Origin of the sequence: Shewanella metallivivens (assembly GCF_028750675.1) — a bacterium.
In the GTDB taxonomy this organism is placed as follows: domain Bacteria; phylum Pseudomonadota; class Gammaproteobacteria; order Enterobacterales; family Shewanellaceae; genus Shewanella; species Shewanella metallivivens.
On sequence record NZ_JAQQPZ010000002.1, the window covers coordinates 312,609 to 325,807 of the forward strand.

11 protein-coding genes are annotated in these 13,199 nt (G+C 41.2%); 6 read left to right on the forward strand and 5 right to left on the reverse strand.

The genetic code is table 11. The features are described 5' to 3' along the window. Positions 1 to 163: 163 nt before the first annotated feature. From PQR79_RS04275 to dacB, 4 genes are all read right to left on the reverse strand, one after another. A complete protein-coding gene (locus PQR79_RS04275; protein WP_238103932.1) occupies positions 164 to 1,336 on the reverse strand; it encodes an acetyltransferase domain-containing protein in 1,173 nt (390 codons plus the stop codon). Beyond that, entirely contained in the window at positions 1,326 to 1,505 is a 180-nt protein-coding gene (locus PQR79_RS04280; RefSeq protein WP_238103931.1) for a hypothetical protein, read from the reverse strand. Before PQR79_RS04280 ends, PQR79_RS04275 begins: the two co-directional genes overlap by 11 nt. Before the next feature lie 655 nt (positions 1,506 to 2,160). Then, positions 2,161 to 3,573, reverse strand: coding sequence for a TonB-dependent receptor (locus tag PQR79_RS04285; RefSeq protein WP_238103930.1), 1,413 nt, complete (start codon positions 3,571 to 3,573; stop codon positions 2,161 to 2,163). Between the two features lie 125 nt (positions 3,574 to 3,698). Then, entirely contained in the window at positions 3,699 to 5,336 is a 1,638-nt protein-coding gene (gene dacB / locus PQR79_RS04290; protein WP_274408389.1) for a D-alanyl-D-alanine carboxypeptidase/D-alanyl-D-alanine endopeptidase, read from the reverse strand. A 900-nt stretch (positions 5,337 to 6,236) separates the two neighbouring features. Between dacB and pssA the strand changes: the two genes are divergently transcribed. The 5 genes from pssA to PQR79_RS04315 all read left to right on the forward strand — a co-directional run bounded on the left by pssA (position 6,237) and on the right by PQR79_RS04315 (position 11,235). Further along, the gene (gene pssA, locus PQR79_RS04295) at positions 6,237 to 7,550 is read left to right on the forward strand and encodes a CDP-diacylglycerol--serine O-phosphatidyltransferase (protein WP_238103927.1); all 1,314 of its coding nucleotides are present in this window, start codon (positions 6,237 to 6,239) and stop codon (positions 7,548 to 7,550) included. Between the two features lie 73 nt (positions 7,551 to 7,623). Beyond that, the gene (locus tag PQR79_RS04300) at positions 7,624 to 8,424 is read left to right on the forward strand and encodes a tRNA-uridine aminocarboxypropyltransferase (protein WP_238103926.1); all 801 of its coding nucleotides are present in this window, start codon (positions 7,624 to 7,626) and stop codon (positions 8,422 to 8,424) included. Positions 8,425 to 8,525: 101 nt separating this feature from the next. Continuing rightward, positions 8,526 to 8,885 (forward strand): hypothetical protein, encoded by a 360-nt coding sequence (locus PQR79_RS04305; protein WP_274408391.1) that lies wholly within the window; start codon positions 8,526 to 8,528, stop codon positions 8,883 to 8,885. Between the two features lie 77 nt (positions 8,886 to 8,962). Then, the gene (locus tag PQR79_RS04310; RefSeq protein WP_238104185.1) at positions 8,963 to 10,963 is read left to right on the forward strand and encodes a RecQ family ATP-dependent DNA helicase; all 2,001 of its coding nucleotides are present in this window, start codon (positions 8,963 to 8,965) and stop codon (positions 10,961 to 10,963) included. Then, positions 10,960 to 11,235 carry a hypothetical protein gene (locus tag PQR79_RS04315; RefSeq protein ID WP_238103925.1) on the forward strand — a complete coding sequence of 92 codons (276 nt, stop codon included), beginning with the start codon at positions 10,960 to 10,962 and terminating at the stop codon, positions 11,233 to 11,235. The genes PQR79_RS04310 and PQR79_RS04315 overlap by 4 nt, the downstream gene beginning before the upstream one ends. A gap of 180 nt (positions 11,236 to 11,415) precedes the next feature. Here the strand turns inward: PQR79_RS04315 and eco are convergent, their stop codons facing one another. Then, positions 11,416 to 11,973 (reverse strand): serine protease inhibitor ecotin, encoded by a 558-nt coding sequence (eco, locus tag PQR79_RS04320; protein WP_238103924.1) that lies wholly within the window; start codon positions 11,971 to 11,973, stop codon positions 11,416 to 11,418. Positions 11,974 to 12,165: 192 nt separating this feature from the next. Between eco and PQR79_RS04325 the strand changes: the two genes are divergently transcribed. Further along, positions 12,166 to 13,188 (forward strand): GGDEF domain-containing protein, encoded by a 1,023-nt coding sequence (locus PQR79_RS04325; RefSeq protein ID WP_238103923.1) that lies wholly within the window; start codon positions 12,166 to 12,168, stop codon positions 13,186 to 13,188. Positions 13,189 to 13,199 lie beyond the last annotated feature (11 nt).

The window sequence follows — 13,199 nt, forward strand, 5'->3', positions numbered from 1 at the left end:
TAAAATGAATAGATTAAAGAATTATGTGAGCTTAAAGCGTGATCTATATCATTAAAGATTTGGATGTTGAGTAAAGTTTTGTCAATGAATGTTGATGAAAAGGGCAGAGATAAATCATGTGGTGCCGGTTATTTCTCGCACCACACGAGGACTATTTGAGGGATTATAAATACTTAATCCAAGCTTGTTGACTGGCCTGTTTATAAGCACTAAATCGCTTAACGGGATAATATAACAGGACCATTAACGTTAAGGCGATGAGCCATACCCAGGCCATATTATCAACACCTAGCAGTTCACCGTGGTTGGCACCGATAATATATGTACTGATCCCATAAAGTAGCAACAATACATACAAATGCAGAATATAGAAAAACATGGGTACCGAGCCAAATGTCATTAATACCTGGCCAAGTTGATTGTTTAAGCGCTCAAAACCCACTAGAGCAATAAACATTACGCCAAGGGTTATCAATAAAAAACTTAACGAAGGAGGGTACTTGGTTAAGTTAAATACCGACATTAAGGTTTCACCCATGTTGCTGCCTATTTGCCAGGGTAGCGTTTCGCCATATATATTGCCGCCACGTAAAATAATAAACAACACTAAGCAGCCTATACCTAACTGAAGTAATTGCCGTTGTCGTTTGCTGGCGATAGATGACTTGGCAAAGATAGGACCTGCAGCATAACCCAATAAAATCACGCCCATCCAGGACAGGGCTGGATAGCTGATTTTAATTTTGACTATGCCATCGGCAATTAAATAGCCGCGATCGTGCAAAATGGTCCACAGGCTGTAGCCCCATTCATGTGGCATAAATTGAATTGGGGTTAATAGGTTATGACCAAATACAATCGTAAACCCTATTAGCGCCATGATGGGACGCGGTAAATGAATTAACGCAGCCAAGGTGAGCATGCTTAGACCGATGACCCAAATAACCTGTAGCCATAGTGTGTGATAGTTACCCATCCATGAAACATTGATCACCAGTATTTCAAGACCAATAAGAAACAGGCCACGTTTAATTAAAAACTCCCGCGCAGAACGAGGTTTGAGCGGGTTGCGATTGGCATAGAGCCAGGCAGAGACGCCGGTTAAAAATACAAACACAGGTGCGCAAAAGTGTGCTGCAAATCGGCTAATAAATAATTCCCATGAGGTCGTACTTAACTCCATAGGATCGCTCACCTGCATGTGCAGGTAAAAACGTTCACGAACATGATCAAGGAGCATAATTAACATCACCGCGCCGCGCATCATATCAATGCTGGATATTCGTTTAGCTTTAGTTGCGCCATTCATTACTTTTTGGGGTTGATTAGCATTCATAAGAGACACTCACTTTCACTTTGCGCTGTTGGCAAGGTAAAGCGCGCTGGCCGAACATCAGGTTGGCCTCGCGTTGTATAGATGTTGGCAATTTAAAGTGGAATTGCATTATACGGCCAGCAGCAACGGCATCAATAGGGGAATATTGTTGGTTTATAAAGTGTTTCATTTTATCTCCAATAAGTAACACACCTCGTCTTGCTCAGCAGTGAGGTGAGTTATGCAAATAGACTCATCGCGAGTAGTTACATTTTGGTCTATCGAGCATTAATTGGTGGAGCGCGGCAGCGGGAGAATATCGTAAATAAAGGGCTTAAACCGATGAGTTTTGGTGGGGAGCACACATAAGATTGCACTTGAATGAGTACAACAAACGAATGAGAGGTCAAGGCACTTTGAAGTTGGTGTAATGACGAACAGTATGCGCTATGGTGAGTTGTTGAGTCGTTAATATGGCTAATACTGTGAATCGATGATCCCACAGAGAGCAAAACCACCATCACAATAAGCCACAGTGTTAATATTTGCTTGTTGATCTTGTGATATGCCAATGTCAGTTCTCCTAACGCCAAGCCGAGATTGTAAGTGACATGCATTTACATTAGCAATGGCGAACACAAACTTTTACACCTTGTCTCAACATGTGCTTTATTATTGTGCAATAGGGTAAATGATGTGGTTTTTTGCATGGTGTAGGGCGATGATATTGATTCAACGTATTATTTAAGCCTGTCGTGTTAAACAACAATGCAGCCAAGTGTTAACTAAGCTGCATTGATAAAGTGTTGGCACATTGAACGAAAACGATTGTTTTTTTGTTGGATTTAGCCTCGAGAACCAAATAACTTATGTTCAATAATGGCTTTAGCGACAACATCGGGCACAATTGATTTCCACTCTTCTTGGCCGCGACAAATTTGCTGTAAAATTTCGCGCGAATAAATACTGAATAACTCAGGGTTACTGTTTTCGATACTGGTAATAAAGCCATTATCAAGTAAGTGGCGGTAGAGGTAGCGTAAATTGTTAGGTACGCTGACAGTGGTGAGGTCGTTGATTTCACCTTTTTCGTTCTTTTCAGGGTAAACAAATAAGCGCGTATTGTCTGGAAACAATTTACCAAAACCTTCTAAAATGCCACCTTCTAAACCGCGATAAAACTCTTCATCAAAAATTTGTTTTACGTTGATCATCCCAACCACAATGCCAATCTGTAATTGCGTGTACTGGCGGAAATAAGCGCGTAATGAAAAATAACGTGTATAGTCTGAAATCATCACGTTGTACCCTAAGATATTGAGTAACTTAACACGTTCCATAATGTCTTTTTCAGACATGTTGGCATCTTTACCATGTAGGTCATTCAACGAGATTTCGGCAATCAAGACGGTATTTTTATTGTTAACCCCATCAAGTAGGGTAAAGGCTTTAAGGCCTTGTTCAATCATGTCTACATTAAGGTTGGTCACTGGTTTAAATGATCCACGAATGGTCAGAACGTTCTTTTTGTAAAGCATGTCAGCGGGAACGGCAACGCTGCCATCGGCTTTAAACATAATTGCACGGGTTTTCCAGCTGCGAATAAGGTGGATATTTTTGGCTTGGTTATCAACATCTTCAAAATATGGGCCTTGAAAATCAATGCTGTCTATCTCGATGCGATTGGCTTTCATGTTGTCGGTTAAAGAGTCGATGATTTTCTTAGGGTCTTCAAAATAATAGTAGCTAGCATAAATAAGGTTTACCCCTAAAATACCCAAGGCTTGTTGCTGCGCTTCTGCGCTATCATCAAACATACGCACATGCACCACAATATTAGATGGTTCAGCACCTGGGTACATTTGGATCCGAACACCACACCAAGCATGGCACTCGTTTTTGCGATTAAAGCTTTTCGCCGCCACGGTGGCGGCATAGGTAAAGTAACGTGATGATTTAGAACGCACAGCACCTACACGGTCAACAACTAAGTCAAACTCTTGTTCCATCATGGCAAGCACACGCGCTTTACTGACATAACGGCCATCTTCTTGAACGCCATAAATAGCGTCTGAGAATTTCATATCGTAAGCAGACATGGTTTTAGCGATTGTTCCTGCAGCAGCACCTGCCACAAAAAAATTACGTGCAACTTCTTGCCCTGCACCAATTTCAACGATGGTGCCGTATTTTTTTTCATCTAAATTTAGGCGAAGGGCTTTTTCTTTAGTGCCACGTGAACTGACTTGCTTATCCATATTTTCTCCACACGATGTACGTCTAACTTAGTTTCTGACAGCAATGGTATAGCACCCGTGAATCTCTGTCAGTGTTAGATTGAAATTATTGAGTTTTTATTGATATCGATACCACGATGTTTAGCTTAATTACGCGGTACATCCATCATTGTTTGTAAAAATACTGCTGAAAAAGGCGCTTTTTGTTGTTTTTTAATTTGTGGGCTTAAACCATTTTCAATCAACACAAATAAGTAGTCGTGACCATTGCTGGCTTTGATTTTACCCGCAAGGTTAGCCACGCCTAACATGCTCCCCGTTTTGGCAAACACATGGTTTTTCAATGGTGACTTATTAAAGTAGCGTTTATAACGTAAGGTGCCGCTAACCCCTGACTCAGGCAAGGTGTCGAGTAAAAAGTGATATTCAGGGTTTTGATAAACCGTGGTCAAAACATTTAATACTTGCTGGGCACTAAGCAGGTTATAGCGCGATAATCCTGAACCGTCCGCTAAATTGGCATCGGCCAAATCGATGCCTAATGAATACAAAATGGCTTTCATGGCTTGGCTACTGCGAGCAAAGTCACTGGGTGCTTGATAATAAGCTTCGCCCACTTTTTTTAATAAGCTGTCTGCGATTAAATTGTCCGATTTTAACAACATGGTCGACAGCAAGTCCGTTAAGGTTTCAGAGTGATGGCTGGCAATCACATAATGTTGCCCAGCAGTAGGTGTTATTTGGCTTCGGCTGAGCACCATAGGCGCCTTGTGCTGTATTCCAAGGGCGGTTAATTGTTTGTCGACGATGTTTTTGGCATAAAGAGCTGGCTCTGTAATGGCAATGGCCAAAGGCAAGGATTTAGCACCGACATGGCAACCGCTAAGGTGATAACGGTTGTTGTCAAAGCGGCTTAAGGTTAATTGGCACGCCGGTTGACTATTTGCTTGGGCATATACAGAGCCTGTTGGTGCCAACTTGTATTGAGATTGGGCCACAACAGGGTTGATAAAGTAGGCTTCATTGGTGATTTCAATCGGGCGGTTGCTTATCATCTTAATCGTGGCCGTTTTATCGTAACCTGTAGTTGATAAACGGCCGTAAACGCAATTTTTATCTATGATAAACGGTGATATTGGCGCAGCATAACAAATGCCTAAATCATCCCAGACCCAGCCAGGTGCTTGCAATTGGTTGTCTTGCTCACTGACTAAAATAATCTCTCCGCTCAACTTGGTGATACCTAGGTTGCTCAGTGATGCTAATAATTGTTGTAAGTCTTGATACTCAAGCGTGGGGTCACCACTAAATTCGATGTATATATCCCCTTGAAATACCCCATTTACAACCTGTTGCTTATCGATGGGGTGCTCTGAGTATGTACTGAGTTGAGTTTGATAGTAAAATCCTTGACCTAATTGTTTTGTTGCGGCGAGCGCGGTAAGCAGCTTTTGGATACTGGCTGGCTGCATGAGCGACTGGTTGTTGTAACTAAATACTGCTTGTTGAGTGGTCATGTCCCACACGCTAATGCCCAATTGCGAATAGGCTGGTTTAAGTAACTGCAACATATCGTCGAGATATTGAGTTGCAGCGAGCTCAGAAGGGGCTTGAGTTGTTGAGCTTGATACTAAACTCGGCGGAATGACGATTTCAGCGCTTGCCTGATTAATCACCCCACATATTAGACTTACGCCTAGGACTGGGCGAGCTAACGCATAAACTAAACCTGTAAGATGTTTACAAAGAGAGCGGGGTGACGCCGTTAATAACGTTAAATACATATCGGCCTACAACTTATCATAAGAAGGATTATGTTCAATCTGTGTTCGGTGTAAATCTATTTTAGCTTAACAAAGCAATCGCTGATATGGCTATGAGGTTGGCGAATAAAATATATTGTTGTGGTCAATACAGTGAATGTTTCAGTAGACCCAGTACAATGAAAATGACGGTAGGTGTCGTCATCTACCAATCAAAGTCATTTGAAGCCGTAATGGGGGGGGCACAGCCCCGAAGGGCGAATTTATCAGCGTGGTCTTCTTTGTTGCATTGCCTTAAAAGGGAATCACCATTCTTTCAACAATGTGCCTCAAACTGAACTGTCTGAGTGGCTCTGATTGATCACAGAATTTATGGAAATGGTATTACTTGAGGAGTGCGGAGAGACTTGCAGCGTTTATGCTATAACGCCTTACTTGTTTTTGTCTCAAACAATCCTCACTGACAAAATGAGAGTTGTGCTAACTTTGAGCAATTTATCCAGTATAGAGGGTGCTCGTTAAGCAAGCAGATGGACAATATTTTAGCGTTATCGCCCGTTTTTCGAACAAAGAAGGTCACAAAAAGCGCCTTTAAGTAAGAAACACCTTGCTCATCACGTTGTTAGTCGGTAATTTCTATCAGCTAAATTATGCGCTGAAACGAACATGAGATTCGAGTCACCCCGCTTTTAAGGTGCTTTTGCGGTTGCCCTAAGTACTCGTGTTATTTGTAAAGCCAAAAAAATATCGTAACCAAGTTGACACATCAACAACGAATTTTTGATTGATGGTTAACTTGTTGCAGATTAAAAATGATGTCAATGAAAGGGCAAACACAGGCGTATAAGTGAAACCCTTTCCTGTGCTGTTTGTTCATTTTATTATTGTATTGCGATGGTCACCCATTTTAAGGAGGATGCCTTGCTGGATAAGCTAGGTGGTATTGCGCTAAAAGCTGATGCTGTTTCTTGGTTACTTAATCCGAAAGATTTTAAGCAAGCCTTATTAGCTAAAATCGAGTCTGCAACATCTTCAATTTATATTGCCGCATTATACGTCGAAGACGATGAAGCTGGCCGTGAAGTCTTGCATGCATTATTAGCCGCTAAAGCACGCCAACCAGATTTAGACATCAAAGTATTAGTGGATTACCATCGTGCACGACGTGGCTTGATTGGCCATAAAGGCGACAGCGGCAATTACATTCTTTATCGCAACTTGATGGCCGAAGCTGAGCACCCATTTGATATTATTGGTGTACCTGTTAAGTCGCGTGAGTTTATGGGCGTTTTACACCTCAAAGGTTTTATCATTGATGATGCGGTCATATACAGTGGTGCCAGCATTAACAATATTTACTTGCAACAAAAAGACAAATACCGTTTTGATCGTTATCACGTAATCGAGAGTGCAGAATTAGCTCGCTGTATGCGAGACATGATCAAACAACACATTACCAGTGACTCTGCTGTGAGTGTGTTGAGTCATGCTGCTGCTAATGAAATCAACCCTGAAAAACACGATATTAAGACATTCAAACATCGTTTATCTCAGGCTAGTTATCAGTACCAATCCACGACAGTTGGCAATCGGGTTACACCTTTAATTGGTTTAGGTCGTAAAAATAACCAGTTGAATAACACTGTGATTAAAATGGTTGAAACATCTAAAGAGCACTTGTTTATTTGTACGCCGTATTTTAATCCTCCCGCAGTGTTGAGCAGGGCGTTAACCAAACACCTTCGTGCAGGTAAAAAGATTGATATTGTGGTAGGCGACAAAACAGCAAATGATTTTTATATTCCGCCAGAGCAAGATTTTTCGACCATTGGTGCATTGCCTTACATGTATGAACAATCGTTACGCAAATTTGCCAAACGCCAACAATGGGCTATCGAAAATGGCCAGTTGAATATTCATTTATGGAAAGACGGTATTAACAGTTTCCATTTAAAAGGTATCAGTGCCGATAACCGTAAACACTTGATCACAGGTTCAAACCTTAATCCTCGAGCTTGGGCGTTAGATTTAGAAAATGGCTTGTTGTTGCATGATGAATCGGGCTGTTGGAAAGCGTCATTTATTGCCGAACAGCAGCATATTTTGTTGCACACTGAACGCTTATTTCATTACAGCCAAATAGATACGCTACGTAAATATCCAAAGCCAGTGAAAAAGATCATGAACCGTATCCGTCGTTTAAAAGCTGACTTTTTATTGCGGCGTATTCTATAGTTCTCAGTGTATAATCCGTATTTATCATTCATCACCTTTATGGTGATGAATTTTTTTCACTTCAGAGTTTTTTATGACCCAAGTTGTTAGTCAAAACCCAAAAGCGCCTATCCATGCAGTTCATCGCCTGCATGCATACCGTAAGTCACTTTCAACTAAGGCGTTTGGTGCGAGAGGAAAAAAACTTATTCGCTGTGAATTATGTTTGTTGGGTGAATTATTTTGTACCTGTAAACATCGGCAATATTTGACAACGCAAGTCAGTTTTATGTTGATTATGTATAATGATGAAGTGTTAAAACCCACTAATAGTGGTCGTTTAATTGCTGATTTAATTCCTGATACTCATGCCTTTTTGTGGACCCGTACCAACACTGACCAACAAATGTTGGCACTTTTAGAAGATCCACACTATCAACCTTATTTAGTGTTTCCGCAGCAATACATTGAAAATCAGCAACCTGTGGTGAATCAAATTATGCCGCAAACATTATTACAACCAAGTGATAAGGTTAAAACTCCCTTATTGGTGATGTTAGATGGCAGTTGGCGAGAAGCCATTAAAATGTATCGTAAAAGCCCATATTTACATCAAATGCCAGTGTTGTCCTTTGCGCCAGAAACCTTAGCCACTTATGCGTTGCGTAAAGGCAGTCATGATTTTCAATTAGGTACCGCTGAAGTGGCGTCATTAGCATTAACTGCGGCACACGAGCCACAAAACGGCTTAGCACTTTCTGCTTGGTTTGATTTGTTTGTAGAGTCGTCGTTGCTTGGGCGTAATCGTCGAGCAAAAGAAACCTTAACCCCAATAGAACACTACATTAGTGCATTTACTGATGCGCTTACGGCGAGTCGGCAACAAAAAGACTAAATCGTAACCCCTATTTGCATATTGTCCGCTTTTACGGGATGCTAAATAATAGGTATTGCGGTTTTGGATTCATTTATCAATAAGGACTGTGTAGCTGAATTATGGAAGACTTGCTCAACGCTCGATCACAACAAAGCGCGACAAAATTGATGATTTTATACCGGCTTGAACCAGGGTGTTTAGGCCCTGATGGTGTCGATCACATTGTCACTTTTTGCCAATTAGCTGAGCGGGCCTTAGTGCAGTTAAACGCCGATATTTGTCAGTGGTTTTTAGCTCCTCGTTTTGATAAGTCTCTTATTGAATTTCAATACAGTTTGGCTGGTAAAGTGTTGTCTCATGACAAAGCCGTTAAGTTTGTTGCGTCTTTTGACCAGGATCTTGATGTAATTGAGGCGCAATTTGAAGACAAGCTTACTTTGCTGATTAATCAATACATCGCTCGTAAAGCCGCTCCTTAATTCGTTCATTTCTCTTTCGCTTAACCCTATGATGTGTTGGGTTTTATCACCATTATTCGGGATTATTTATGTCAAACATGGCCCCAAACACAGATACACACCAAGGTATTCACTCCCTAAACCTACACCAATTATTACAACAACAGTTTAACTTTGATCATTTTCGTTCTGGCCAACAGGCGGTGATTGAAACCATTTTAGCTGGCCAATCAGCGTTAGCGATTTTTCCGACGGGTTCGGGTAAGTCTTTGTGCTATCAATTTTGTGCGCAACAATTACCGAATTTGACCTTGGTGATTTCACCATTACTGGCGTTAATGAAAGATCAGTTGGCATTTTTGGCCAGTAAAGGCATTGCTGCTGCCAGTATTGACTCCAGTTTGACCTACGAGCAAACCCAACAAGTGATGCGAGATGTACGCGACAAGCGAACTCGGATTTTAATGGTGTCAGTTGAGCGTTTTAAAAATGAGCGCTTTAGGCAATTTTTACATTCTGTACCGATTTCATTATTAGTGGTCGATGAAGCCCATTGTATTTCTGAGTGGGGCCATAATTTTCGTCCTGATTACTTAAAAATACCGCAGTTTTGTCAGGCATTTTCAATTCCACAAACATTGTTACTGACAGCAACGGCCACGGCACAAGTGAAGCATGATATGGCATCGCGCTTTGGTTTAACGCCTGCGCAAATTATTCAAACCGGCTTTTACCGCGCTAACCTTGATTTGTCGGTATTGGCGGTTAGCCAGCAAGAGAAAAATGATCAATTAGTCAATTGCGTTAATTATTATGCTAACAATGGCCAAACGGGTGCCGGAATTGTGTATGTCACCCTACAACAAACCGCAGAAGATGTGGCGCAAGTATTAATTAATCAAGGGATTAACGCTCAAGCATATCATGCGGGTATGGAGCAAGCGTCACGGCAAAGTATTCAACAGCAATTTATGGACAATCAGGTTCAGGTTATCGTTGCGACTATTGCTTTTGGTATGGGGATTGATAAGTCGGATATTCGTTTTGTTATCCATTATGATTTACCTAAATCGATTGAAAATTACAGCCAAGAAATCGGTCGAGCAGGGCGCGATGGGCAATTGTCTCATTGTGTAACGTTAGCCAATTTGGACGGATTAAATACGGTAGAGAATTTTGTCTATGGTGATACGCCAGAGCCCGAAAGTATTGAGCAATTGCTTGAAATCATTGTCGATGAAACGGAGCAAGGGCGCTGGGAAGTACAAGAATTGCCATTATCTACAGCCTGCAACATACGAAGCTTGCCGTTAAAAACGCTGTTTGTGCAATTAGAGCTACTTGGGGTGATTAGCCCAAGTTATGCGTATTTTGCCGATTTTAAATACCGTTTTGTTGAAGACAAGCAAACAATCTTGAATCGTTTTAATGCCGAACGGCAGGCTTTTTTAAGCGAGGTCTTTGAACACACTCAATTTAAAAAGATATGGGGCCAATTAGATTTTGATAGTTTATACCAACAATATGGCGCCGAGCGGCAACGTGTTGTGGCGGCATTAGAGTATTTAGCGGAGCAGCAGCTGATTATTCTTGAAACAAAAAAAATCACTCAAGTGTATAGCGTTAATCAACAGGCGTTAACCGATCCAGCAAAAGTGCAGGCCTTAAGCTTACAGTTAAGTGACTATTTTACTGATAACGAGCGCAAAGAAATGGTACGTATTAGTCAGTTGGTGGCATTTTTTGAACTCGACACTTGTTTAAGTGCATCATTGGCAGAATACTTCGATGATCAAGCTGCACCTAAATCATGTGGTCATTGCAGTGTTTGTCGCGGCCAAATTGCGGTATTATCTAAACAAGCGTTAGCTCCATTACCAGACTCAGCTAACGTTGCTACATTGCTTGCGCCATTACACCAAGTGGCCCAGGCTAAATCGTTACCCACTGTGACTGTTGCGACACAGGCTAAATTTCTTGCTGGTATGGTGATGCCAAGATTTAGCCGCTTAAAACTGAAACAGTTAGACGGCTTTGGTCGTTTTAGTGCTTATCGATATCAAGATATTCTGGCTGCTGTTAACAAGGTGAATTCATGAAACCCGTTCCTGAAGCATTATTAAAAAAACACGCCAATTTAGTTCAAAGTGAAGGGGTCACTGTGGTGTCCCATACCCAACGAGATGTGGGTGATTGGGTATTGCAAACCTTGATGATAGAAGATTGCGATGTGCCATTTAAGTATAAACGTCCTAAGCGCTTTAAAAGCTTGCAGGGTCAAAAGGTCAACCTCATTTATTATCCTGCCAAAGAATCCGTGGCGGGATTTGAAATTGAAGTCATGCAAGTGGTCCGGGTAAGACGTTACTAAGTGCTGTGCCTGCGCTGCTAGTTATATACTTAAGGTTTCATCTTGCTGATAAGTACTCAGCTTTAAATGATGACACGCACTCGTCTGTCATCGTTGTTCCAGCGGGCATCATTTTCAATATTCATTTTAACGATGATTTATCGCTAAATGGCGGTCAGCCTTAAATGAGTAAACGGCTTTCTATTGGACGCTATACTCAAATTCACTCGCTACTCGCCAAATACGGTAACGTAACTGAGCGTCTTTAGGTAGATAAAAGACCTTCGGTAAACGGCTATCGTATGCTTGTTTAAGGCTGTCATTGAGGACGACAAATTGCGCGGTCTTGGCATCTGTGCACATCATTTTGGTATTTGGTCCTTCCATCATGCTGTTCACTTGATAATAACGATAGCCCCAACCATCGAGCGACAGAGTTATAATCTCACCCAATAACTTTACCTTGTTGCAATCGACCAGTTTGTTTTGACCCACCTGAATTTCAATTAAGTACTCTGACTCATTGTTTAGCTTAGGCAGGGTTAAGATGTGCTGTACCATATTGCCTTGAGGGGCAGGAAACATGTTAGTGTTTGCTTGAGGCTGATAGTTTTCTTCAGTCATCACGCTGGTTTGCACAGTGAGTGTGTTTAATTTGTCGAGATTGGTTTTAGGTGTGGCTTGACTTGCCAATGACACGCTAGCGATAAGCAAGCTGGCTGCCATCATTAATGGCTTACATCGTAGGGTTGTGCGCATTGTTGTTACTTCCTTATTGAATATGAATACAGAGTAAACGACTGAGACGGGTAAAAGGGTTATTCTGATTAATTTATTTTGTGACTAAAGTTTGCTTAAAATTAACATCTCTAATTGAGTTTAGTGAATAAGTATGACATAACATACTGATAACCTTTGACACATTGTATTCATCATAAGGTATCGTTTTCGATGCACAATAATCAAAATTTAGAACAAACCTCGCACATATTGCACCTCGTGTTGCCTAAAATGTCTGAGTTAGCCATTCCGGTTACGCCAGAAAATTATGCAATCTGGTTTGATTATTTTGCTGAAACTAACCTCAATTTAAAACGGGCTATTGATGGCTTAATTGCTAATGATGTCAAGTTTACTCCAGAAGTGAATCTCGGTTTGTATAATCGCTTTATCGAAGAGCGCTCGCCAGAAATCATCGAAAACGTCCAAATTGAAACACAAATTTTAATCAATAGTTTGGTTCATAAAATTGAACTGTTAGGAGAGGGCACCGCAAACTTTTCCGGCAACCTAACAGAGTTCAACCAAAAACTGCAATCTAACCCTAACTTAGATGAGTTAACGTTGCTAGTGATGAGTATTGCAGCAGAAGTTGAACAAGTGATTGCCAGTAACCGCCACATGTCTGATAGCTTAGTCTCTTTGTCCGATGAAATCGCTAACCTCAAGAGTGAAATGGACAATTTAAGTAAGGTTGCAATGACCGATGAGCTGACCTCACTGAATAATCGCCGCGCCTATGAGTTGTTTGCTGCCGAGCAAATGACTAAATTTACCGATACGCAAACCGTGTGTAGCTTGTTAATGATTGATATTGATCATTTCAAATTGTTTAACGAGACCTTTGGCCATTTGATCGGCGACAAAGTGCTGGCTTATGTTGCATTAGCCATGAAACACACAGTAAAAGGTGATGATTTAGTTGCACGTTATGGCGGTGAAGAGTTTGTGGTGATGTTGCCCAACGCTAAGTTAGCCGACGCGGTCAATGTTGCCGAAAAAATTCGTGAACGTATTTCGCTTAAACAATTATCAATTGGTAAAGAAAAGAAGCAAAATCTAGGTCATATTACGGTATCGATTGGTGTGGCCACCATTCAAACTGGTGATGATGCAGAGACTTTATTGGCGCGTGCAGATGAGCAATTATATATTGCAAAAAAAGCGGGTAGAAACTGTGTAAAATATGCTTAATGAACAGATTC

Excerpts from the sequence above, each read along its gene's own strand:
- PQR79_RS04315 (WP_238103925.1), top strand. The coding sequence starts at position 10,960 with ATGAAACCCGTTCCTGAAGCATTATTAAAAAAACACGCCAATTTAGTT.
- PQR79_RS04285 (WP_238103930.1), bottom strand. The coding sequence starts at position 3,573 with ATGGATAAGCAAGTCAGTTCACGTGGCACTAAAGAAAAAGCCCTTCGC.
- PQR79_RS04275 (WP_238103932.1), bottom strand. The coding sequence starts at position 1,336 with ATGAATGCTAATCAACCCCAAAAAGTAATGAATGGCGCAACTAAAGCT.
- PQR79_RS04280 (WP_238103931.1), bottom strand. The coding sequence starts at position 1,505 with ATGAAACACTTTATAAACCAACAATATTCCCCTATTGATGCCGTTGCT.
- dacB (WP_274408389.1), bottom strand. The coding sequence starts at position 5,336 with ATGTATTTAACGTTATTAACGGCGTCACCCCGCTCTCTTTGTAAACAT.
- PQR79_RS04300 (WP_238103926.1), top strand. The coding sequence starts at position 7,624 with ATGACCCAAGTTGTTAGTCAAAACCCAAAAGCGCCTATCCATGCAGTT.
- PQR79_RS04310 (WP_238104185.1), top strand. The coding sequence starts at position 8,963 with ATGGCCCCAAACACAGATACACACCAAGGTATTCACTCCCTAAACCTA.
- PQR79_RS04325 (WP_238103923.1), top strand. The coding sequence starts at position 12,166 with ATGCACAATAATCAAAATTTAGAACAAACCTCGCACATATTGCACCTC.
- eco (WP_238103924.1), bottom strand. The coding sequence starts at position 11,973 with ATGCGCACAACCCTACGATGTAAGCCATTAATGATGGCAGCCAGCTTG.
- PQR79_RS04305 (WP_274408391.1), top strand. The coding sequence starts at position 8,526 with ATGGAAGACTTGCTCAACGCTCGATCACAACAAAGCGCGACAAAATTG.